This window comes from Actinopolyspora sabaoui (genome assembly GCF_051225635.1).
GTDB lineage: Bacteria > Actinomycetota > Actinomycetes > Mycobacteriales > Pseudonocardiaceae > Actinopolyspora.
The window spans coordinates 424308-445955 of the sequence record NZ_JBMIHH010000002.1 but is presented as its reverse complement, the minus strand read 5'-3'; the positions used below and the strand labels follow the sequence as shown (position 1 = coordinate 445955).

General features: G+C 68.0%; 19 protein-coding genes. 14 read left to right on the top strand and 5 right to left on the bottom strand.

What is annotated here, in order from left to right; genetic code table 11:
* Window positions 1-21: 21 nt before the first annotated feature.
* Together ACOQFL_RS04580 and ACOQFL_RS04575 are read right to left on the bottom strand one after the other, a co-directional pair.
* Window positions 22-771, bottom strand: a complete 750-nt coding sequence (locus ACOQFL_RS04580) for a maleylpyruvate isomerase family mycothiol-dependent enzyme (RefSeq protein WP_435542808.1) — start codon at window positions 769-771, stop codon at window positions 22-24.
* Window positions 772-804: 33 nt separating this feature from the next.
* Window positions 805-1356, bottom strand: a complete 552-nt coding sequence (locus ACOQFL_RS04575; RefSeq protein ID WP_435542807.1) for a DUF2505 domain-containing protein — start codon at window positions 1354-1356, stop codon at window positions 805-807.
* Between the two features lie 39 nt (window positions 1357-1395).
* On the opposite strand from ACOQFL_RS04575, the gene ACOQFL_RS04570 reads away from it, so the two are divergent.
* Entirely contained in the window at window positions 1396-2493 is a 1098-nt protein-coding gene (locus ACOQFL_RS04570; RefSeq protein ID WP_435542929.1) for a UDP-N-acetylmuramate dehydrogenase, read from the top strand.
* A gap of 81 nt (window positions 2494-2574) precedes the next feature.
* Window positions 2575-3633 carry a hypothetical protein gene (locus tag ACOQFL_RS04565; protein ID WP_435542806.1) on the top strand — a complete coding sequence of 353 codons (1059 nt, stop codon included), beginning with the start codon at window positions 2575-2577 and terminating at the stop codon, window positions 3631-3633.
* A gap of 297 nt (window positions 3634-3930) precedes the next feature.
* Here ACOQFL_RS04565 and ACOQFL_RS04560 read toward each other — a convergent pair whose 3' ends face one another.
* Window positions 3931-4668 carry an SDR family NAD(P)-dependent oxidoreductase gene (locus tag ACOQFL_RS04560; RefSeq protein WP_435542928.1) on the bottom strand — a complete coding sequence of 246 codons (738 nt, stop codon included), beginning with the start codon at window positions 4666-4668 and terminating at the stop codon, window positions 3931-3933.
* Between the two features lie 196 nt (window positions 4669-4864).
* Here ACOQFL_RS04560 and ACOQFL_RS04555 point away from each other — a divergent pair, with 196 nt between their 5' ends.
* The 12 genes from ACOQFL_RS04555 (at window position 4865) to ACOQFL_RS04500 (ending at window position 19352) form a co-directional block, all read left to right on the top strand.
* Window positions 4865-6049, top strand: a complete 1185-nt coding sequence (locus ACOQFL_RS04555; RefSeq protein WP_435542805.1) for a L,D-transpeptidase — start codon at window positions 4865-4867, stop codon at window positions 6047-6049.
* A gap of 310 nt (window positions 6050-6359) precedes the next feature.
* Window positions 6360-7658, top strand: a complete 1299-nt coding sequence (gene mshA / locus ACOQFL_RS04550) for a D-inositol-3-phosphate glycosyltransferase (protein ID WP_435542804.1) — start codon at window positions 6360-6362, stop codon at window positions 7656-7658.
* An 87-nt stretch (window positions 7659-7745) separates the two neighbouring features.
* The gene (locus ACOQFL_RS04545; RefSeq protein ID WP_435542803.1) at window positions 7746-8273 is read left to right on the top strand and encodes a type III secretion system chaperone family protein; all 528 of its coding nucleotides are present in this window, start codon (window positions 7746-7748) and stop codon (window positions 8271-8273) included.
* 670 nt (window positions 8274-8943) lie between these two features.
* Entirely contained in the window at window positions 8944-9693 is a 750-nt protein-coding gene (locus tag ACOQFL_RS04540) for a phosphoglyceromutase (RefSeq protein ID WP_435542802.1), read from the top strand.
* Window positions 9694-10084: 391 nt separating this feature from the next.
* Window positions 10085-11329, top strand: a complete 1245-nt coding sequence (locus tag ACOQFL_RS04535) for a sensor histidine kinase (protein WP_435542801.1) — start codon at window positions 10085-10087, stop codon at window positions 11327-11329.
* A complete protein-coding gene (locus tag ACOQFL_RS04530) occupies window positions 11326-12012 on the top strand; it encodes a response regulator transcription factor (RefSeq protein WP_435542800.1) in 687 nt (228 codons plus the stop codon). Before ACOQFL_RS04535 ends, ACOQFL_RS04530 begins: the two co-directional genes overlap by 4 nt.
* A gap of 330 nt (window positions 12013-12342) precedes the next feature.
* Window positions 12343-13332, top strand: a complete 990-nt coding sequence (locus ACOQFL_RS04525) for a Ppx/GppA family phosphatase (RefSeq protein ID WP_435542927.1) — start codon at window positions 12343-12345, stop codon at window positions 13330-13332.
* Between the two features lie 60 nt (window positions 13333-13392).
* A complete protein-coding gene (locus ACOQFL_RS04520; RefSeq protein ID WP_435542799.1) occupies window positions 13393-14979 on the top strand; it encodes an Rv0497 family membrane protein in 1587 nt (528 codons plus the stop codon).
* Window positions 14980-15159: 180 nt separating this feature from the next.
* Window positions 15160-16014: a sugar phosphate isomerase/epimerase family protein gene (locus ACOQFL_RS04515; protein ID WP_435542798.1), complete on the top strand. Its 855-nt coding sequence runs from the start codon at window positions 15160-15162 to the stop codon at window positions 16012-16014.
* A gap of 100 nt (window positions 16015-16114) precedes the next feature.
* On the top strand, window positions 16115-16945 hold the full coding sequence (proC, locus tag ACOQFL_RS04510) for a pyrroline-5-carboxylate reductase (protein WP_435542797.1): 831 nt from the start codon (window positions 16115-16117) through the stop codon (window positions 16943-16945).
* Window positions 16946-17249: 304 nt separating this feature from the next.
* Window positions 17250-18284, top strand: coding sequence for an NAD-dependent epimerase/dehydratase family protein (locus ACOQFL_RS04505; protein ID WP_435542796.1), 1035 nt, complete (start codon window positions 17250-17252; stop codon window positions 18282-18284).
* Between the two features lie 9 nt (window positions 18285-18293).
* Window positions 18294-19352 (top strand): lysophospholipid acyltransferase family protein, encoded by a 1059-nt coding sequence (locus tag ACOQFL_RS04500; RefSeq protein ID WP_435542795.1) that lies wholly within the window; start codon window positions 18294-18296, stop codon window positions 19350-19352.
* 109 nt (window positions 19353-19461) lie between these two features.
* On the opposite strand, the gene ACOQFL_RS04495 is transcribed toward ACOQFL_RS04500, so the two are convergent.
* On the bottom strand, window positions 19462-19878 hold the full coding sequence (locus ACOQFL_RS04495) for a peptidoglycan-binding domain-containing protein (RefSeq protein WP_435542794.1): 417 nt from the start codon (window positions 19876-19878) through the stop codon (window positions 19462-19464).
* Window positions 19879-20004: 126 nt separating this feature from the next.
* On the bottom strand, window positions 20005-21303 hold the full coding sequence (locus ACOQFL_RS04490) for a peptidoglycan-binding protein (RefSeq protein ID WP_435542793.1): 1299 nt from the start codon (window positions 21301-21303) through the stop codon (window positions 20005-20007).
* Window positions 21304-21648: the final 345 nt, after the last annotated feature.

Below are 21648 nucleotides of genomic sequence, written 5' to 3'. Positions count from 1 at the left end.
AGCTCCCGGCACCCGCAGTGGTCATCTGCCGTTGACCAGTGCCGCCAGCTCCCGGTTCCCACTGGTCGTCGCCGTGTTGGGGCGTCCCCACACCCGGCGGTAGAGCGTGTCCGCGCCGCCCGCGACCGTAGCTTCCGGTTCGATGTCACCGAACGCGGTGGCGCCTCGGCGTTCAATCGAAGGGGCCTGCCCGGCCTCGAACGTCACCAGCCATGCCCGCTCCACGTCCACCGCGTGGAACAGCAGGCGTCCGGTGGTCCGTTCGGCGGACCAGTCCTGCCCGATCCCGAACAGCACGTTGAGGAATTCGTCGATCCCGTCCGCGGCGAATTCGGCATCGAACACCAGCCCGCCGCCGTCCGAGCCACCGATCGAGAGTGCGTACTCGGTGTCCAGCCGGTGGATGGCGGTCTCGTGCACCATTCGTCTCGCCCAGTTCCGGGGGGTGCCGCCGGGGAAGAACGACCAAACCGCGCGGTCCGGTGAGCCATCGGCCAGCTGGGTGCTCAACTCCGCCAGCCGCTCGTCCATCCAGCTCAGCGCGGCGTCGAACTCGCGGGGAGCCGACTCCGGCCGGGGCATCGAATCCGCTGGATCCAGTCGCAGTGCCTGGCCCACCATGTTGTAGACCTTGCCCACGTGCCGGACCAGTTGCAGGATGTCCCATTCCGGGCAGGTGGGCACGGCCGCGTCGGCTCCCGCGCCGGACGCCGCCTCGCGTAACGCCGTCGCGTGTTCTCGTAACAGCGCGTGATTCGGTTCGTCGTTCATGTCACGAAGTTTAGGAGGAGATCGGCGAATCACCTACCCGTCGGCGCGGCTCAGCCAGTCGGCCAGGAATTTCCGCTCCCGCGCGATCACGCGACGCACCTGACCGGCCAGTAGTTCTTCCGCCCGGTCGGTCAGGAACGGCAGCGGTACGCTCACCTCACCGTGGAACACGAACTCACTGACCCACGGCCGCTCCCCGGACGCCGTGGCGGCGTCGACCTCTTCACCCGGTGTCAGATCACGCAGCCACAGTGAGCCGGTGATGGTGCTCGGCACTCGCTGCAGGGTGGCGGCCACCTCGCCCACGAAATGACCGCTTTCCTGCCGCCGCCAGGTTTCGCTGCGGTCCACGACCGGGTTCCCGCCGAGCAGACCGCGAATCACGCCGGGCAGCTCCTGCTCTGGAAGCTGTTGCCGGAGCTGGAACCGGACCTCGTGCTCGGTGACCGTGTGGGACACCAGCCGCGCGGCCGCACCGCCCAGCGTGTCCAGCCGCTCGCGCAGACACGCCTCATCGACCAGCGCCGCGTGGATCCGTGCCGCGGGCCAACGCGACATGCTGTGGTGCTCGATGCGGCTTGTCATGCGGCGCAGGTTACCGTGACCACCGTGACCTCCAGCTCGATGTCCGAAGGCGGTGCCGTGGAGGCCACGGCTTCCGCCCTTCCCAGCCGCTCGCTGGCCCGACACACCACCCTGCGGTTGGGTGGCCCAGCGGCCGAACTCGTCACCGCCACCGACGCCGAACAGCTCGTCGATCTGGTGCGTACCGCTGATCGTGCCGGAACGCGGCTGCTCGTGCTCGGCGGCGGTTCCAATCTGGTCGTCTCCGACGAGGGGTTCGACGGCAAAGTGGTGCGCATCGCCACGAGCGGGGTCACCTACGAGCGGCTGGGGGACGGTCTGGTGCGGCTCACCGCCGAAGCGGGCGAGGACTGGGACGAGGTGGTCGCCGATACGGTCCGTCGCGGCCTGGGTGGCCTGGAGTGCCTTTCCGGCATCCCCGGCCTGACCGGCGCCACTCCGGTGCAGAACGTGGGTGCCTACGGGGTGGAGATCTCCGAACCGCTGATCTCGGTGGATCTGCTCGATCGTCCCACCGGCGAGGTGCGCACGGTGCCGGCCGAGGAGCTGGGGTTGAGCTATCGCAGCAGCTTGCTCAAGCGCACGGAGCGGGCGGTGGTGCTGCGAGTGCGGCTGCGGCTGCGGGAGGACGGGCTTTCCGAGCCCGTCCGCTACGGTGAGCTGGCCGGTGAGCTGGGAGTGGCGCCGGACGAGCGTGTCCCGGTGGAACGCGCCAGGCAGGCGGTGCTTCGGCTTCGCGGCGGCAAGGGGATGGTGCTCGATCGCGATGACCACGACACCTGGAGTGCGGGCTCGTTCTTCACCAACCCGATCGTGGGACCCGAGCACCTTCCCGGCGTGTTGGAACGCATCGAGGAGCGGGTGGGGCAGCAGCGCATCCCGCGTTATCCAGCCGCGGACGGCGCGGCCAAGCTCTCGGCAGCCTGGCTGATCGAACGTGCCGGCTTCGCCAAGGGGTACGCCGGTCCGGGCGGACGGGTGGGACTGTCCACCAAGCACACCCTGGCGTTGACCAATCGTGGTTCGGCCACGACCGTGGATCTGCTCAGCCTCGCGAGTGAAGTACGGGACGGAGTGCGGGATGCCTTCGGCGTGTTGCTGGCTCCGGAACCCGTATTGGTGGACTGTCTGCTCTGATGCGGACCCGACACACTCCACTGTGTTGACTTTACGTGACTAATAGTCACCCTGCGTGTTAAATGGTGGGCGGAGGCTGCCATGATGAGCGTCAGGGAAGCACGCGACCGGGCGGCTATTCGTCCGATCAAGCGTGCGGTGGAGGATCAGTTGCTGGATCTTCCGGGCGTGGGGATCGTCGACATCGGCGAGAAGCGGATTTCCGGTCGTCCCACCGGACAGCAAGTGATCATCGTTTCCGTCGCGCGCAAGAAACCGGTGGAGCGGCTCGAAGTCGGCGAGTGCGTACCGTCCATGATCCTCGGCATCCCCACCGATGTGGTGGAGGAGCGGGTGTTTCCGCAGCACGCCCACTGTTCGCTCGACGAACTCGTTCCGGCCGTGCTGCCGAGCCCGGCCGTCACGGTGTTCGGAGGAGTGGGTATAGCGCCTTCCCGTCCGGTCGTACTCGGTCCGGCCAGTTCCGTCGCCGAAGGCCGGTACCGGGAAGGGGGTCACTACCGGGAGGGGGGCGAGTACCGGCGGATCGGAACACTGGGTGCCCTCGTGACCGGACGGGGTTCGACCGTACTCACCATGGGACTGACCACTTTCGACGTGGCCTGCATGGACGATGCCTGGTCGGTGGGTGACGCGATGCTGGACCCGCACTCCGGCAGGTGCTACGCCGAGCTCTCGCGCGCGGCGCTGTCCGGGAGGGTAAACGCGGCAGCGGTCATGATCGACGAGGCTTTCGACTGCTGCCGCATGATTCCCGGTCTGGGGCCGGTGACCGGTCAGGGCGTCGCCGAGATCGGGGAAACGGTGCGCAAGAGCGGGTTGGGCACCGGACTCACGCGGGGTTCGGTGGCTTCCACCGACGCCACGCTGCGGATCGACCACGGGGACGCGTTGGGTGTCCGGACCCGTCGCGAACAGCTCAGAGTGGTCACCGCCCGCGAGAAGCCGTTCACCGGTGCCGGGGACGCGGGGGCAGTGGTGGTGAACGGGGAGGGTGGTGTGGTCGGCCTGCACACCTCGGGCAGCGCGGACGGCCGTACCGGATTCGCCTGCCCGATAGCCGACGTACTCACCGAACTGGACGTGAAGCTGGCCGTCACCTTCCGCAGACTCCGTCCCCACGACCAGCACACCCGCTGAGCTCGGACTTGACCTGTGTTCACGCGACGTGGTGCGGGTTACCGGGGTCGTCAATTTCTCGCGAAATCGCCACGCCGCCAGCGCCGAGGAATAGCCACACTCCTCCCACTCCCGCAGGGCGAACTCCCACCACCCTTGCACTCGGCAGTGCCGCGGGTTCTCGCGTGCGGCTCTCGCGAGGAAGGTCCGACGTTGTGTAGGTCGCTACCCGATGTCGGGCCTCCCACAGCGAGAGCCGTGCGGGAGGTTCCGCCAAGTGATCACCTCGGCAAACCGGGCAGCCGACTTCCTCCCGGTTCAGGTGCGGTGGGAGCGCGTGGCGGATGCCTGATCCCGCGGCTTCACCACGATCTGGTCGAGGTTGACGTGTGCGGGCCGCGTAGCCGCGAAAGTGATCACGTCGGCCACGTCGTCGGCCACCAGCGGTGTCAGGCCACGGTAGACGGCTTTCGCCCGTTCGGTGTCGCCGTGGTAGCGCACCTCGGAGAACTCGGTTTCCACCAGCCCCGGTGCCACCTCCGTGAACCTGACCGGATCGCCGAGGTGCTCGCCCCGCAGGGTGCGGTGCAGCGCCGCCTCGGCGTGCTTGGCCGAGGTGTAGCCCGAACCGTTGTCGTAGACCTCCAGCGCCGCCACCGAGGTCACCGTTATCACGTGCCCGTTCTCGGAGGCGACGAGTTTGGGCAGCAGTGCTTTGGTGAGTCGGAGCGTGCCCAGCACGTTCGTTTCCCACATCCAGCGCCAGTCGTTCTCGTCGGCCTCCGCCACCGGTGCCGATCCCTTCGCGCCCCCGGCGTTGTTGACGAGAATCCGGCAGGTGGGCACCTGCTCGACGAAGGAGTTCACCGACTCCTCGTCGGTGACGTCGAGCGGCAGGGCGGTGCCGCCGGTCTCCGCGGCCAGTTCGCGGAGTCGCTCCACCCGTCGTGCGCCCAGGATCACGTGGAACCCCTCGTTCGCCAGGCCGCGCGCGGTGGCCGCTCCGATGCCGGAACTCGCTCCGGTGATCACGGCTACATTTTGGTCACTGGCGATGACGGATCGGTTACTCGTTCCCGTTGTCGACTCTGTGCTCACGTTACGATTCTCCCGTACTCGGGACGTGTTTCGCCCAATACGGGGAGAGTGTGATGCAGCACACTTTCCTGTTCGGGCATCCCGCGGCGGCAGCCAGGCGTCTCAGGGGACAAGAAACGGAACACATGTCCATTCGCGATGGATCGAGGTAGGAGTGTCCACGAGGGGAAACGGTTCGCACGGGCGTTCGTCGAAGGGCGCGCTCGGTGTCGTGACGGCGGCGTTGTTGCTGCTTTCGGGCTGTGGCAGCGGTGCGGCGAATGGCGCGGGTTCCGGAGGAGAGTCGACGAGCTCCGCGCCGGAACCGCAGGTCTCACTGCAACCGGGCGACGGCGCGACCGGGGTCAACCCCAAGGACTCGATCAAGGTCTCGGCTGAGCACGGGGAGTTGCACAACGTTTCACTGGTCAACTCTTCGGATGAAGAAGTCGAAGGCAAGCTGGTGAACAACGACTCGGCCTGGAAGGCCACCGAGCCGTTGGGCTACGGCAAAACCTACGAATGGTCCGGCGAAGCGGTCGGTGCCGGTGGCCAGAGCTCTCCGGTCGGCGGCAGTTTCCGCACGATCGATCCGCAACGTGTGGTGCGCGCCACGATCAATCCCATCGACGACAAGACCGTCGGTATCGCGATGCCGATCAGCATCAAGTTCGACGCGCCGGTGGAGAACAAGGCCGAGGTGCAGCGTGCGCTGAGCGTCAACCCGTCCGAGGACGTCAAGGGGGCGTGGGCCTGGTTGAACGACAAGCAGGTGGACTGGCGCCCCAAGGAGTATTGGCCCGCCCACACCACGGTCAAGGTCGACGCCCCGCTCTACGGGCTCGACTACGGCGGAGGCAAGTACGGCAAGGCCGACCTGACCACGGAGTTCGAGATCGGCAGGTCGCAGATCGTCAAGGCCGACGTGCAGCGTCACCGGGTCCGCGTGATCCGCGACGGTGAGCAGATCGCCAGCTATCCCGCCAGTTACGGCCTCGACTCGGTGCCGGACCGGCACACCCACGACGGCACCTACATGGTCATGGCCAAGCACCCGGTCGAGATCATGGACAACCCGAAGTACGGCTACACCGACGTGAAGAAGAAGTGGGCCGTGCGCATCTCCAACCACGGTGAGTTCATCCACGAGAACGAGCAGAACCGTGCCAACATCGGCAAGCGGAACACTTCGCACGGTTGCGTGAATCTCACCAATGCCGACGCGAAGGACTACTTCGACAGCGCGATGATCGGGGATCCGGTGGAGGTCAGCGGTTCCGGGACCGACATGCCCGCGAAGTACGCCGTCTACGACTGGATGCTGAGCTGGGACCAGTGGCAGAACATGTCAGCGCTGTGAGCTCACTCCGCTCGCGTGGCGGGCGCCGCACCCGCCACGCGAGCGGGCCCGGGAGGTCCGGTCGGTGAATCCCGCTCTCAGATGTGTCCTGCGGCACAGTCGCATAGTTCGGTCCAACCGTGCCCTCGCGCCGACTTCCGGGGATTTTCCCCGGTCAGCGTCCTGACATTCGAGTCGCGGTGCCCGATCGGTGCGGAGTGGGGTGGCGAGCTCCCGCTCGGGTGCCGGAATGTTTCCGGCGGGTTGTGCGTCGTGACCGCACGGGCCCGAAGGTCTCGGGTGTGCACGACGAGCTTGCGATGAGCGTTAGATGACTTCCAGCAGACTTCAGACTCGCCCTCGGCGTGTCGCCGTGTTCTCGTTGCATACTTCGCCGTTGGAGCAGCCCGGAACGGGCGATGCCGGCGGTATGAATGTCTATATCGCCCAGACGGCGACCAGAATGGCCCGGTTGGGCACCGAGGTGGAGATCTTCACGCGTGCCACCTCCTCGGAGGTTCCCCCGGTGGCGGAACTGGCTCCAGGTGTCACCGTGCGCAACATCGTGGCGGGGCCGTTCGAGGGCCTGGACAAGAACGATCTGCCCGCGCAGCTCTGCGCGTTCGGGGCGGGTGCGTTGCGCGTGGAGGCGCGGCACGAACCGGGCCACTACGACATCGTGCACTCGCACTACTGGTTGTCCGGACAGGTCGGCTGGTTGGCGCGGGAACGCTGGGGCGTTCCGCTGGTTCACACCGCGCACACCCTGGCCAAGGTGAAGAACGCCTCGTTGGCCGAGGACGACAGACCTGAACCCAGGGTGCGGGTGGTCGGTGAGGAACAGGTCGTCGCGGATGCCGATCGAATGGTGGCCAACACCGATGCGGAGGCGCGGGAACTGGTCTCCCGCTACGACGCCGACCCCGAGGAGGTGACGGTGGTGCCACCGGGAGTGGACCTGGAGCGCTTCACTCCGGGGGACGTCGGTGCGGCACGGGAATCGTTGGGGATCGAGCCCGAGGCCCTCGTGCTCGCCTTCGTCGGCAGGGTCCAGCCGTTGAAGGGGCCGGACGTGCTGTTGCGTTCGGTCGCCGAACTACTGGCCCGCCACCCGGAGCTACGCACCCGGTTGCGGGTGCTGCTGGTTGGAGGCCCCTCGGGCAACGGCATGGAACGCCCCGAGGCCATGCATCGGCTGGCCGAGGCGCTGGAGATCACCGAGGTGGTGCGTTTCCTGCCCCCGCAGCGGGGTGAGGAGCTGACCGCCGTCTATCGTGCGGCGGACCTGGTGGCGGTGCCCAGCTACAACGAGTCGTTCGGGTTGGTGGCTCTCGAAGCGCAGGCCTGCGGCACGCCGGTGATCGCCGCGGCGGTGGGAGGCTTGCCCTACGCCGTGGCGGACGGTGTATCGGGGAGGCTGGTGACCGGCCACGATCCGGTGGACTGGGCCGACCTGTTGGCCTCGTTGCTCAGGTCCCCCGAGCTGTTGGCTCGCTTGGGGGAGGCGGCACCCGCCCACGCGGCCGCCTTCTCCTGGCAGCGGACCACCGAGTCGTTGCTGGACACCTACGCGCGCGCCCGGCGGGACTTCCGCGAAGCCCCCGTGCCGTTGACCGGGTTGTCGGCGTGATCGGAACCGCCGGAGTACCGTTCGGGACGAAGGAACGCGATGTTCCGGAGCGGGCAACCGGTTGGTCAGGAGTCGACGAGGAGGACGATGAGCGCGACGACACGGGACTCGTTGGATCGGGTTATCCGAACCACGCTCGACAGTGGTGAACTCGAGTACGAGCATCCCGAGACCGGTCGTTTCTTCGTCGCCCTGCCGGGCAACAAGAAGCTGCGCACGAACTGCTGGCTGATCGTCACCGAGCACGCCCTGCTCGTCGAGGCATTCGTGTGCAGGCAGCCGGACGAGGCCCACGAGGAGGTCTATCGTTACGTGCTGCGGCGCAACGCGCGGCTCTACGGGGTGCACTACACGGTGGACAGCGCCGGTGACCTCTATCTGGTCGGCCGGACCGCACTGCACGCGGTCACGAGCGAGGAGCTGGATCGGCTCCTCGGCCAGGTGCTCGATGCGGCCGACGGCGACTTCAACACCCTGCTGGAGCTCGGTTTCGCGACCGCGATCAGGCGGGAGTGGGGCTGGCGCGAATCCCGTGGGGAGTCCCTGGCGAACCTGCGTGCCTTCAGCTCGCTGGTGGAGCGGCAGGGAGCGCTGCCCCCGATGTCGGAGGGATAGCGGAGTTCGTCCCCCCGGGAAGAAGGGAGCGAGTCGTCCCGGTGGTGCGCCGTGGATCCGAACCCGGCGTGGGGACGGCTCGGGAGAGAGGGGGAGTCACGAGCTCGAGCCGTCCCCACGCGGGGGTTTCGCTGTGCCGGGCGCAGTAGGCGGGGAGACCCTGGCCCGGCAGGCACGACCCGACGGGGGGAAGCGGGCCGTACGCCTACTCCGGCGGGATCGGGGAGTGCGTGGGAGCCGATCACGCCAGAGCGTTGCCAAACTTCGCAGAGTCGGGCTGATGACCACAAGGCCATTAACCTGCTCTATTCGAGTGAAGTTTGAATTGAAAAGTAACGCTGTGAAGCATCTTTGTCGCTAGTTCACACTAAGATGTGATTAGTGACACTTTCGAGGGAACAAAAGAGCGGCAGAAAAATAACTGTCCGGTTTCAGTTATCCTTTCGCTCCTAGTCAGGGGGCGGAGAGTGCGTTTTGGCGGAACTCCTCGAAAGTGGATCGAAATTTTCCGTGCGTCCCGCGAACCGTCCCGCGGTGCTTTTCCGGTCGTCCCGCGGCTCGATGGTGATGTTCGGTGCACCCGCCTCGGCGCCTCGCCCGCTCGCTTTCGAGCGGGCCGAAGCGACGAGCACGAGTTATCGCGGCCGCGCGTAACGGATAGCCTGGCGACATGACTGCTGTCGGGACTCTTGTACTGCTGCGCCACGGTGAGAGCACTTGGAACGCGCAGAACCTGTTCACCGGCTGGGTGGACGTTCCGCTGTCGGAGGACGGCGAGACAGAGGCGCGACGTGGCGGTGAGCTGCTCGACGAATCCGGGCTGCTGCCGGACGTGCTGCACACCTCGCTGCTGCGCCGCGCCATCAGCACCGCCAACATCGCGCTCGACGTCGCCGAGCGCCACTGGATCCCGGTGCGCAAGCACTGGCGGCTCAACGAGCGGCACTACGGGGCGCTGCAGGGCAAGAACAAGAAACAGACCATGGAGACCTACGGCGAGGAGCAGTTCATGCTCTGGCGCCGTTCGTACGACACGCCACCCCCCGAGATCGACCCGGCGGACCCCTACAGCCAGGAGGGAGACCCGCGCTACGCCGACCTCGGGGCGGAGATGCCGCGTACCGAGTGCCTCAAGGACGTGGTGGCGCGACTGCTGCCCTACTGGGAGTCCTCGATCGTTCCCGATCTGCGTGCCGGGCGGACCGTGTTGGTCGCCGCGCACGGCAACTCGCTGCGCGCCATGGTCAAGCACCTGGACGGGGTTTCCGAGCAGGACATCGCCGCGCTCAACATACCCACCGGTATCCCGCTGCGTTACGACCTGGACGAGAACCTGAACCCGGAGAACCCAGGCGGAACCTACCTGGATCCGACGGCGGCCGAGCAGGCGGCGGCCTCGGTGGCGAGTCAGGGCCGCTGAACTCCGGAGCAGCTGATTCCCAGGGCAGCTGAACCCGAGAGGTCCTGCGTCCGGTGGGGCGTGGCTCCCACCGTTCCGAGGTTCGTCACCCGGGGTGGCCCGCCACGGTCGGTCCGGGCAGTGGTACGCCGAGTGCCCGGTAGCGCTGCCCGGTTCGCCGACCGTGGCACCGAACGGATTCCTCGCTCTTTCGGTGTCCTCCTTTCGGAGGGGAGGGCAAGGCGGGCATAGCCGCCTGTGACTGCCGGATATACGCACCGTCCTCGCACTGAACAACCGGCCACGCGGAAGTGACGTGCGGATGAAAAACTTCACTTTCGAGTGTCACGGGCATCACTGAATGGCCGCATACTATGGCCCACCCCTGCCCCTGCTTGCTTACGATGCGGTTGTGACCGCATTGGGCTATAGCGCCCTGTTGATCGGCGTGCTGGCGCTGGGCTTGGTGGCGGGGTACCGACTCGCCGCGACCAACAGGCGTCCCCAGCGCACCCGGCCGACGGGGCCAACAGTCGCGGAACTGCTCCAGCGCTTGGTACACACCAGTGACAACGGCATCCTCGTACTCAACAACTTCGGCGACGTCGTGGTGCACAACCCACGTGCGGACGAGCTCGGCTTCGTCCGGGACAACCGCCCCGACGCGCGTGCCCGCAAGGCTTCCGAACAGGCACTGAAGACCGGCAAACCGGTGCCGGTGGACCTGTCCCCGCTCAACCGGGACGAACCGCACGGGCGCTCCCCCGCCGCGGTGCTCGGTGACGTTCGTCCGCTGGGGGACGGCTTCACCGTCGTGGACGCGGCCGACGAGTCCGAGGCGGTCCGGCTGGAGGAGACCCGCCGTGACTTCGTCGCCAATGTCAGTCACGAACTCAAGACACCCGTCGGCGCCCTGGCACTGCTGGCCGAGGCCGTGCTGGACGCGGCCGACGACGCCGAAGAGGTCAGGCGGTTCTCCAACAAAATCCTGCACGAGTCGACCAGGCTTGGGACGCTGGTGTCCGAACTGATCGCCCTGTCCAGGTTGCAGGGGGCCGAGCCGCTGCCCGAACTCTCCACCGTCGACGTCGACGACGTGGTGGAGGAAGCCCTCGGCCGTTGCCGCATGCCCGCCGAATCGGCCGGTATCGAGATCACCCTGGACGATTCGAGCGGGCTGCGACTGGAGGGAGACCGTACGCTGCTGGTCACCGCCCTGAGCAACCTGATCGACAACGCGATCTCCTACTCGCCCGACGCGAGCCCCGTTTCGGTGAGCAGGCGGCTCCGGGACGACTGGGTGGAGATCGCTGTCACCGACCGCGGCATCGGCATCGACCCCGCCGACCAGGAGCGGGTGTTCGAACGGTTCTACCGGGTCGACCGGGCGCGATCCAGGGCGACCGGGGGGACCGGTCTGGGACTGGCCATCGTCAAACACGTCGCCGCCAACCACGGCGGCGAAGTCAAGGTGTGGAGCAAGCCGGGGACCGGTTCCACTTTCACACTGCGGGTGCCCAGATCCTCGGGTAACGAGGCTGCCCGCACCACCGAAGACGCGTCAGCCGGGGACGACCGTCCCGAGGGCGACACCGACGACCGCGCGGAGCGCGGGGTGCAAGGGACGCGAACCGTCGAAACGGGAGGAGTCCGGTGACCAGGGTGCTGATCGTGGAGGACGAGGAGTCCTTCGCCGACCCGATGGCTTTCATGCTGCGCAAGGAGGGATTCACCGCATCCGTGGCCACCACGGGCCAGCAGGCTCTGGAGGATTTCGAGCGCAACGGTGCCGACATCGTGTTGCTCGACCTGATGCTTCCCGGCATGAGCGGCACGGACGTGTGCAAGGAGATCCGACAGCGTTCCACTGTTCCGGTAATCATGGTCACGGCCAGGGACGCCGAGATCGACAAGGTGGTCGGGCTGGAGCTGGGGGCCGACGACTACGTGACCAAGCCGTACTCGGCGCGTGAGCTCATCGCCCGGGTACGTGCGGTGCTGCGGCGCGGCGGTGAGGCGGAGGAGCCCGCCCAGCCGGGGCAGGTACTGGAGGCCGGACCGGTCCGGATGGATGTGGAACGCCACGTGGTCACCGTTTCCGGCGAGGAGGTCGGGCTGCCGCTCAAGGAGTTCGACCTGCTGGAGTACCTGCTGCGCAACATCGGGCGGGTACTGACCCGTGCCCAACTGATCGACCGGGTGTGGGGAGCCGATTACGTCGGCGACACCAAAACCCTCGACGTGCACATCAAGCGGCTGCGCGCCAAGCTCGAGCCCGATCCCACCGATCCCAAGCACTTACTGACCGTAAGAGGACTCGGCTACAAGTTCGAAACCTGACTTCTATTCAGGCTGGTCGGTTTGCCGAGTGGGCCGGTTAGCCGGCACGTGAGTCGGCGCCTTGCGGCGTTGGGCCGGCTCTTGAGTAGCGACCTACGCGGCGAGCGGCCCGGCCTTGCAATGCATCCGACTCACGCACCGGTGACACCCGCGCCGCGACCCGCATGGTCGCCTCCCGACAGCGGTCCTGGGCGCGGCGATTTCGTGGGAAATTGACGCCGGTCCGAGCTGGGGCTCCGCCGCGGGAGCCGCCGATCGGTGTCGGAAAATCCGGGTGGGTTCGACACACCACGCACCCGGGAGGCCCTCGCGCACGGTAGGTTGACCGCCATGCGCCTAGGGGTGCTCGACGTGGGTTCCAATACGGTTCACTTACTGGTGGTGGATGCGCACCGAGGTGCGCATCCCACCCCGATGACTTCCGAGAAATCGGTCTTGCGTCTGTCCGAGCGGATCGGAGCGGGCGGAGCGCTGACCGAGTCCGATATCGAGGAGCTGGTCAACACCGTCCAGGCCGCCAGGGATTCGGCCCGCGGCCTCGGCTGTGCCGAGCTCATGGCCTTCGCCACCTCCGCCATCCGACAAGCGGACAACGCGACCACCGTGCTCGAAACGGTGCGGGAGCGGACCGGGGTCTCGCTCGAAGTGCTCTCCGGGGAGCAGGAGGCCCGGCTGACCTTCCTCGCAGCCCGGCGCTGGTACGGCTGGTCCGCGGGCAATCTGCTCTTGCTCGACATCGGAGGCGGCTCGCTGGAGATGGCGCTGGGCATCGACGAGCAGCCCGACATCGCGGTTTCACTTCCGCTCGGAGCGGGCCACGTGGCGCGTACCGCCTCGCTCGGGGACCCGCCGGAACGCGAGGAAGTGAAACACCTCCGGAACCGGCTGTCCGAACAGCTCTCGGACGCCGTTGAGCGGTTCGCCGAATTCGGCGCACCCGACAAGGTGGCCGCGACCTCCAAGACCTTCCGCTCACTCGCCCGGTTGGCCGGTGCCGCACCGCCCGCCGCGGGGCCCAGGGTTCGTCGCACCCTCACCGACACCGCGCTGCGGCAGCTCCTGGCGTTCATCACCAGGATATCGGCGCGAGACCTCGCTTCGCTCGACGGAGTGAGCGGTGCCAGAGCCCACCAGTTGGTCAGTGGCGGGCTCGTGGCCGAGGCGAGCATGCACGCCATGTCGCTGCGGGAACTGGACATCTGTCCGTGGGCGCTGCGCGAAGGTGTGATCCTGCGCCGTCTCGACCATGTCAACGGCGCCGAGAGGCCGGATGACGGCCTGGGCACACTCTCGGCGAGCGGTACGGGCGATACTGGGTAACGGCCGCGCGATCGCGGAGTGAACTGGACGCGAGATCTAGCACGGGGCACGGTGGAGTCGATGAGTCGGGACAGTGGGTCCGGTGACCCTAGCCAGCGCACCGTCGCGGAACTGCTGGCCGAGCACGGCGGTGGGGAGCAACGCGGCTCCCGCCGCAGGCGTAGGCGTGCCGAGGACCCGTCCGAAACGGCTCCGCAGGCGATCATCGAACGGGTGAATTCGGACAGCGGGAGAATGCTCCCCGTCGACGCACCCGAGGCCGAGGACGCGTCACCGTCCGATAACGGGTCGCCGTCCGAGCACGGAACGGCTTCCGGCCCGGAGGCCTCCGCATCCTTCGGCCCCACGGCGCAACCGCCCGTGACCGCGCCGCCGCCTGCCGCCGGGGCCTCCCCGGAGCCTCCCTCGGCCCCACCGCCGCAGTCCCCGGCCCAACCACCGCAGCCGGACCCCACCGTCGACCAGCAGAGCAACCCGGCGAGCGACGAGTCGTCGACCCCTTCGCGTAGACGTGTTTCGGGGGCCGGGCCTCGCCGTCCCACACGACCGGGCGCGCGATCCGCCGAGCCGGGTGCGCAGCCGGATCCGGGGGACGAATCCGGGAAGTGGTCCACTCCCGCCGCCGAATCGGGAGCGGCGCCTCCCGCCGCGGCTACACCGCCCGCCACGAGCACACCTCCCGCAGCGGTGACCCCCACTACCGCGGTCACCCCACCAGCCTCGCCCCCCACGAACTCCGCGCCCCCCGCCGAGGACACGGAGACGACCGCCCAGCAACCCCCACTGCCGGTGCGCACGCCCGGCACGAGCGGAATGAGTCGGAAGGCCCCCTCCGGCGACACGCCGCAGTGGCAGAGCGGCACCGCCCCGGCCTCCGGTCCCGACGCCCGAGCGAATCCGGCGCAGGACGGGTCGAGCCCGGACACCGCCGTGCCGGACAGCCCGGGTTCGGAGGGCGCCGTGCCGGACGCGATGGCTCCGGAGAGTCCGGCTCGGAAGAACTCGCCCGTACGGGAGGACCTCACCGAGCAGTTCCCCCCGGTCCGGGGGGGTACCTCCGCCGGTGACCCGGAGGCAACCGACGGTGACGGAACCGCGTTGCTGGAGTATCCGATCCCCGCTGAGGCCGAGTCCGTCGGGGCGGAGCCGACCGAGGCCGAGCGGGACGCCCCGGACGAGCCCCACGGCACCGCCTACTTCGACCCCTACGAGGAGATGGAGTCGGAGTTCGGGGACTCCGACGCGTTCTACACCGGCATGGTGGACGACCCCTATGCCGATTCGGACGACTACGCCGAGGAGGACGAGTACTCCGACCAGCCCCCCACCGGTATTCCGGCCGAGGACTACGAGTCCGAACGGGAAGCCGAGCAGGGGGGACGTTCCGCTGTCAGGGAATGGGTGCTCCTCGTCGCGCAGACGTTGGCCGGGCTGGTCGGCGGCGGTCTGGTGTGGATCGGGTTCCGCTGGCTGTGGAGCGAACTGCCGCTGCCCGCCCTGGCCGCGGCGCTGGCCTTTACCGGCACGCTCGTGCTGATCGCACGGAAAGTGCTGCGTACCGATGACCTGCAGACGATTTTGCTGTCGGTTCTGGTCGGCCTGGTCTGTACCGTTTCGCCGGTGGCGTTCCTGCTGCTCGGTTACTGAACGTCCCCGATTCGTGACTCGCCGAGTCGGGGCTGTGGGATCCCTCGGGGCGCCTGGAGCCTCGGCTCGGGACTGGCCGCTGCCACGACGCGTTCCCGGCTACCGTGGTGACGCCGCGTACACCAGTCCGTGTCAGCATCGAGCCCTGACGGGGACACGACCAGTGAAACGGTTCCAGTGATGTCCGAACCACACCGGCCCGCCGTTCCAGTCGCTCTCTCCAGCGCGTCCGTCTGGCCACAGCCGGTTCGCGCCGCTTTCGAGATGGCCGCCGATCTGGGCTACGACGGGGTCGAGGTGATGGTCTGGGCCGACGCGACGAGCCAGGACGTCTCGGCGCTTCGGCGCCTGGCCGAGCAGCACGGCGTGCCGGTACTAGCGGTGCACGCGCCATGCCTGCTGATAACCCAGCGGGTGTGGTCCCCCGAACCGGAGGAACGGTTGCGCAGGGCGGTGGTCGCCGCCAGCGACCTCGGTGCGGGCACGGTCGTCGTGCATCCCCCGTTCCGCTGGCAGCGCAGGTACGCCGAGAACTTCGACGAGCTCGTCTCGGAGCTGGAGGAGGCCAGCGGCATCCGGATAGCCGTGGAGAACATGTTCCCCATTCGCCCGCCGAACAGCTGGGACAGGCTGCGTGGCACCCGGGCCTCCGGGCTGTCGGCGTTCCGTCCCTCGCCCGATCCGACCGAGGTGGGGTTCCGCAACTACACCCTGGACGTCTCGCACGCCGCCGCGGCCCAGATGGACCCTCTGGAGCTGATGGGGCGCATGGGGGAACGGCTCGCGCACGTCCACCTCACCGACGGCACCGGGACCCCACGGGACGAGCACCTGCTGCCGGGGCACGGCAGTCAGCCCTGTGCCGAGATCTGCACCGCGCTGGGCTCGGGGGGATACACCGGGACCGTCGTGATCGAGGTCAGCACCAGGAAGGCCAAAACGGTGGACCAGCGCGCCGCGCAGCTCGCCGAGGCGCTGCTGTTCGCCAGACTCCACCTGGAGCCGTTGCGGGACACTCCCGACTTCACGTGGTGAACCACACCCCCCGTCGCCCCGAGTTGTTCAGCATGTGGGAGAACTTCGACGTCACCGGGCCGGGGGCTGATCGAATCGCCTGCTCTGGCACCCTGACCGCATGTCGACGATCGCCGTACTCGGGGCGGGAAAGATCGGGGAGTCGTTACTCTCCGGCCTGCTCAACGCGGGATACTCCCCGGAGAACCTGTTGTTCACGGAGCGGTACCAGCAGCGTGCCGAGGAACTGACCAAGCAATACGGTGTGCGGGCGACCGACCTGCCCACCGCGGCGCGGCAGGCCGACGTGCTGGTCGTCTCGGTCAAGCCGCAGGACATCGAGCCGCTGCTGGACGAGGTGGGCGATCTCGTCACGCCGGACAAGCTGGTGGTCACCCTCTGCGCGGGGCTGCCGACCTCGATGTTCGAGCGCCGCTTCGCCGCCGGTACCCCCGTGGTCCGGGTGATGCCCAACACGCCGATGCTCGTCGGTGAGGCCATGAGCGCCGTGTCCGGAGGAACCCACGCCACCGAATCGCACCTGGACCTCGTGGAGGGGATGCTCGGCAGCGTCGGCCGGGTGGTGCGGATCCCGGAGGACCAGCAGGACGCGGTCACCGCGCTGTCCGGCTCCGGGCCCGCCTATTTCTTCTACCTGGTCGAGGCCATGATCGACGCCGGAATACTGCTCGGACTGCCCCGCTCGGTGGCGGCCGAGCTGGTCGTACAGTCCGCCGTGGGTTCGGCCACGATGCTGCGCGAGGGGGAGGGGCACCCGGTGATCATGCGCGAAGGGGTGACCTCGCCCGCGGGCACCACCATCTCCGGCGTCCGCGAGCTGGAGAAGCACGGTGTCCGGGCGGCGTTGATCGACGCGGTCGAGGCGGCCCACTCCCGCTCGGTGGAGCTCGGTGCCAAACACCGGCAGGAGACCGACTCGGGGGGAGCCTGACCCGAACCGTTCTCCGTCGACGGTGCGTGGTCGGGTACTCGGCTCCGAAAAGCTGATCTCGCGGCGGAACGCACCGGCCCGCCGCGATTCCGTTTCGCTCGTCCACCGCGTGTCGTAACGGCGCTGACACGCGGTGGAGACGCGATCGCGGTTACGATCGTCACCGGGAGCCGGTGCTCCCGAGGTTTCGAGGCACCGGTCGTCCCGGTTCTCGTGTGTTCGGCACTCTCCCGGTGTGCTCGCCAGGCGTGCCGCGATCACCTCGCCGAGGTGGTTCGACACCGCGGCCGCGGTCAGGAGGCCCATGGTCCCGAACGTCGTGCTCGTCACCGGAGTCAGCCGTTTCGTCGGTGCCCACCTGGCGGGCAGGCTGGCGGAGAATCCCGCGGTGGGGCGGGTTCTCGGGGTGGACAGCGAACACCCGCGCCGCGAGCTCTCCCGCCGGATGGGGCGTGCGGAGTTCGTCCGGGCCGACATCCGGAACCCGCTGATAGCCAGGATCATCTCCGAGGCGGCGGTCGACACCGTGGTGCACGCCTCGTCGAACACCGACGAGATGCCCGTGGCCCGTGCCGCGATGAAGGAGATGAACGTTCTCGGCACGATGCGGCTGCTTGCCGCGTGCCAGGAGTCCCCGCACGTCCGCAAGCTGGTGGTCAAGTCCACCAGCGCCGTCTACGGTGCGAGTCCCCGGGATCCGGCGGTCTTCGACGAGGAGATGGCCCCCAAGGACCTGCCCTCCTCCGGCTACGCGAAGGACGCCGTCGAGGTCGAGGGATACGTGCGTGGCTTCGGCAGGCGTCGTCCCGACGTCGACGTCACACTGCTCCGCTTCACCGATCTGATCGGGCCGCGCATCGACTCGGTGCTCACCAGGTACTTCTCGCTTCCCCTCGTCCCGACGGTGTTCGGCCACGACGCGCGGCTGCAGCTGCTGCACCCGGAGGACGCGCTGGCGGTGCTGCGCCGTGCTGCGCTTGAGGAGCTTCCCGGCGTCTTCAACGTCGGTGCCGACGGGGTGCTCATGCTGGGGCAGGCCATTCGGCGCGCGGGACGTGTGCCCGTGCCCATCCCGGGAACGATGGTTTCCCCGTTGGCCGGATTCTTCCGGGGAACCAACCTGGCTTCGCTGTCCGCCGAACAGATGAGGTTTCTGAATTTCGGACGGGTGGTGGACACCGCGAAACTGCGTGACCGGTTCGGTTTCACTCCGAGATGGACCACGCGGCAGGCGTTCGACGATTTCGTGCACGGACGTGAGCTGCGCCCGGTGATCGATCCCGAGATGGTCGAGGGCGCGGAGCGGGAACTCCACAGGACGATCACCCGGCTACGTTGAGGAGGTGTGATGGCGGACGCGCGAGTCATTCCGCTGCATCCGGAGGATGACGGTGGCGGCCGGGCGGAGTCGGACTCCTCGAGTCGGTGGGCCGGGGAGGGGCGGTCCGCGATCTCCGGAGCATCCGGTTCGGTTCGGGAGCGCTCGGCGGATGCCGGGGACGCCGGTAGCGACGAGGGCGGTGCCGACGAGGGCGGTGCCGGGAACGACGGTGCGGAGGAGGGGTCGGACTGGCACGAAACCCTCGCCGACCTGACGGCCTTCCTCCGCAGGCGGTTGCTCGGGCAGTACCGGGTGGACGAGTTCGGCTTCGATCGCGAGCTGACCGAGCGGTTCTTCCTCCCGCTGTTGCGCACCTTCTACGACAACTGGTTCCGGGTCGAGGCGGTCGGGCTGCACAACGTGCCGCGCGACTCCGGTGCTCTGGTGGTGGCGAATCATTCCGGGACGCTGCCGTGGGACGCGTTGATGACGACGGTGGCGCTGCACGACTACCACCCCACCGGGAGACAGCTGCGGATGCTGGGTGCGGATGTCGTCTTCGGGACACCACTGGTCGGTGCGCTGGCGCGGAAGACGGGACAGACCCTGGCGTGTAATCCGGACGCGGAACGGCTGCTGCGCGGTGGTGAGGTCGTCGGGGTATGGCCGGAGGGATTCAAGGGGATCGGCAAACCCTTCCGCGACCGGTACAAACTACAGCGGTTCGGCCGGGGAGGGTTCGTCTCGGCCGCGATGCGCAGCGGTGTGCCGATCGTGCCGTGCTCCATCGTCGGCGCGGAGGAGATATACCCCAAGCTCGGCGACATTCGTCCGCTGGCCAGGCTGTTGGGCCTGCCGTACTTCCCGGTTACGCCGTTCTTCCCGCATTTGGGGCCGCTGGGCACCGTGCCGCTGCCGTCCAAGTGGTACATCGAGTTCGGCGAACCGATCGACACCACCGCACACGGTCCGGAAGCGGCCGAGGACCCGATGGTCGTTTTCAACCTGAGTGACCAGGTGCGCGAGACGATCCAGGAGACGATCTACCGACTGCTGGCACAGCGGCGGACCGTCTTCTTCGGTTAGCGCCGCTCGAACACTCCTGTGACGGTGATTCTCCAGGTGGTTCCCGGGCCTCGCGAGAGGCGGTCCGGCCGACCGAGTTCCCCCGGACGGCCGGACCGGAAGGGAGCCGTCAGCCCCAGCCGTACTGGTAGCCGACGCAGTCGGCGCCCACGTGCCAGCTCATCGCGTCGCGCGTCTGGGGCCCGTACACGCCGTCCTGCGAGATCCCGGCCCGCCGCTGCACGTTCAACACAGCGTTTCGGGTAGCGGGACCGTAGATTCCGTCCACCGCGATGGACTGTCCCTCGCAGGCGCGCAGTGAACGCTGCAACGCGGTCACGGGCGAACCGCCGTTACCCACCCCCATCACGCAGTGGTGGGAGCCGCTGGAGCTCGCCGGGATCACCCCGTCGGTGGTGGTGCAGCTCGGGTTCGCCGTGGTCGCGGCCGTGGCGGTGAGTGGGAACGCCAGTGCGGCCGTGGCCGAGGCCGCGGCGAGGCCGAGCGACTTGAGAGCTCGTTTCGTGCCATTCGTCGCTCGTGGCATCGATTTCCTGCCAATCATGGGAATCGGTGGAAGGGGCCGTGCGAGGCCCACCGGTGACGGAGCCGATCGGGTCCGGTTCGCGGTCAGCCGGTGGTTCCTCGCACGGCGCGAGAGCACCTCGACCGGTTACGGACTGGTGTAGCCGTAGATGTTGGCCGAGTACGGGTCCACGTTGTACTTGCGGCTGACGGCGTCGGAAACGTTGCCACCGATGAGGTTCAACGTGCCGTCCGCGTTGACCGACTCGACGAGGTCCACGTGATAGCTGGTCGATGTGTTCGACGGTCCTGATCCCCAGAAGACCGCGTCCCCTGGCTTGATGTTGGAGAAACCCTGCGAGGCGGGTACGGAGTGTCCGTTGCCCTGCCCCCAGCGATACCAGTCCCCGGTGAACCAGTAGGTCGGTACGTCGACCCCCGCGTTCTGCCACACCCAGGTGCCGAACCGGGCGCACCACGCGGCGCACCAGTCGTCGTACTTCTGGCAGTTCGTGCCGTATTCCTGGTAGCCGTGCTCACCAGCCGCGATCGACACGATCTTCTCCCGCGTCGACCCGTCGGCCGGAGGGGTCGGGTCTCCGGAGGACTGGTCGCACATCACCCGGGCGATGCCCATCTCGTTCATGGTGTTCGGTCCGGCCATGCCGTCCACGGCCAGTCCGTGAGCGCTCTGGTAGTCCTCGACCGCGGCGCGGGTGTTCGGGCCGTAGGCGCCGTCGACGGCGGCTCCCGCGGCCCGCTGGATCTCCGTGATCTGCTGGCTCAGGTGGTCACCGGTTACCGGTCCCGCGATCGCGTCGGTGGAGACGCAGGCGTCCCGCTGGAACTCCATGGTCGCCGAACGCGTCTGCGGCCCGACGATGCCGTCGATTCCGCTCCACGGCAGGTAACCCATTCCCGCCAGGTTCCACTGCACCTGATGGGTGTACGAGGAGGGGTAGGGCAACCCCTGGACGTCGTCGGAACAGCCCTTCCGCCGCTCGATCCCCATCGAGCTCATGGTCTGCGGCCCGGCGATGCCGTCGTAGGTGAGGTTGTGTTCGAGCTGGTAACGCTCGACGCTCTGGAGCGTCCACAGTCCGTAGACACCGTCGGCGGTGGTGTGGGCCGCTCGTTGGATCTCCTTGACCTTGTCCATCAACGCGGTGGTCGTATCGGGGCCGGCGATGCCGTCCACGGCTAGGCACTGCGAGGACTGGAACTTGGTGATGGCCCCGGAGGTCTGCGGACCGTCGATACCGTCCACACCCGCCCAGGGCAGGTAGCCGAGCCCGGCGAGGTCCTGCTGGACCTCGCGAACCGACAGGCTGGGTGTCGCCGCCGACTGGCCGGGGGCCGCGACCGCGCCCGTGGCCGCTATGAGCAGCGCGAACAACCCGGCCAGCAGGTGCCGCACCCCCATCTTGGGTAAACCTGACTTGCGCATGGATTCCTTTCCGAACGAGCGGAAAGCCGGGCGTGTTCGCGGTGAGCACCGCGCCTCGGACGCGGGAGGTGGACCGATCCACCTCCGCTCTCGGAAGGAGACGTGTCGGAACACGGTCGTCGCCCGGCGAAGTTGTCGTTCCGGAATCATCGCGGTGTCCCGTTCCCGAGACCAGGGCTGTGGGAACTGACGGGAATTTCCGGACCGTGCGGGACGGCGAACGAAGCCGGGGTGTTCGCCGCGCTGAAGCACTGTCGAAACGGGACACACCGTCTAGAGTCATCCGTGATCACGGCAACCGCCGAACGGTTTGTCACACCGCGTCGATTCAGGGTGTGTACGATC

Coding starts and splice junctions, on each gene's coding strand:
- ACOQFL_RS04525 (WP_435542927.1), top strand. CDS start 12,343: ATGCGCCTAGGGGTGCTCGACGTGGGTTCCAATACGGTTCACTTACTG.
- ACOQFL_RS04565 (WP_435542806.1), top strand. CDS start 2,575: ATGATGAGCGTCAGGGAAGCACGCGACCGGGCGGCTATTCGTCCGATC.
- ACOQFL_RS04520 (WP_435542799.1), top strand. CDS start 13,393: ATGAGTCGGGACAGTGGGTCCGGTGACCCTAGCCAGCGCACCGTCGCG.
- ACOQFL_RS04540 (WP_435542802.1), top strand. CDS start 8,944: ATGACTGCTGTCGGGACTCTTGTACTGCTGCGCCACGGTGAGAGCACT.
- ACOQFL_RS04515 (WP_435542798.1), top strand. CDS start 15,160: ATGTCCGAACCACACCGGCCCGCCGTTCCAGTCGCTCTCTCCAGCGCG.
- ACOQFL_RS04500 (WP_435542795.1), top strand. CDS start 18,294: ATGGCGGACGCGCGAGTCATTCCGCTGCATCCGGAGGATGACGGTGGC.
- mshA (WP_435542804.1), top strand. CDS start 6,360: ATGACTTCCAGCAGACTTCAGACTCGCCCTCGGCGTGTCGCCGTGTTC.
- ACOQFL_RS04495 (WP_435542794.1), bottom strand. CDS start 19,878: ATGCCACGAGCGACGAATGGCACGAAACGAGCTCTCAAGTCGCTCGGC.
- ACOQFL_RS04505 (WP_435542796.1), top strand. CDS start 17,250: ATGGTCCCGAACGTCGTGCTCGTCACCGGAGTCAGCCGTTTCGTCGGT.
- ACOQFL_RS04490 (WP_435542793.1), bottom strand. CDS start 21,303: ATGCGCAAGTCAGGTTTACCCAAGATGGGGGTGCGGCACCTGCTGGCC.
- ACOQFL_RS04545 (WP_435542803.1), top strand. CDS start 7,746: ATGAGCGCGACGACACGGGACTCGTTGGATCGGGTTATCCGAACCACG.
- ACOQFL_RS04575 (WP_435542807.1), bottom strand. CDS start 1,356: ATGACAAGCCGCATCGAGCACCACAGCATGTCGCGTTGGCCCGCGGCA.
- ACOQFL_RS04580 (WP_435542808.1), bottom strand. CDS start 771: ATGAACGACGAACCGAATCACGCGCTGTTACGAGAACACGCGACGGCG.
- ACOQFL_RS04570 (WP_435542929.1), top strand. CDS start 1,396: ATGTCCGAAGGCGGTGCCGTGGAGGCCACGGCTTCCGCCCTTCCCAGC.
- proC (WP_435542797.1), top strand. CDS start 16,115: ATGTCGACGATCGCCGTACTCGGGGCGGGAAAGATCGGGGAGTCGTTA.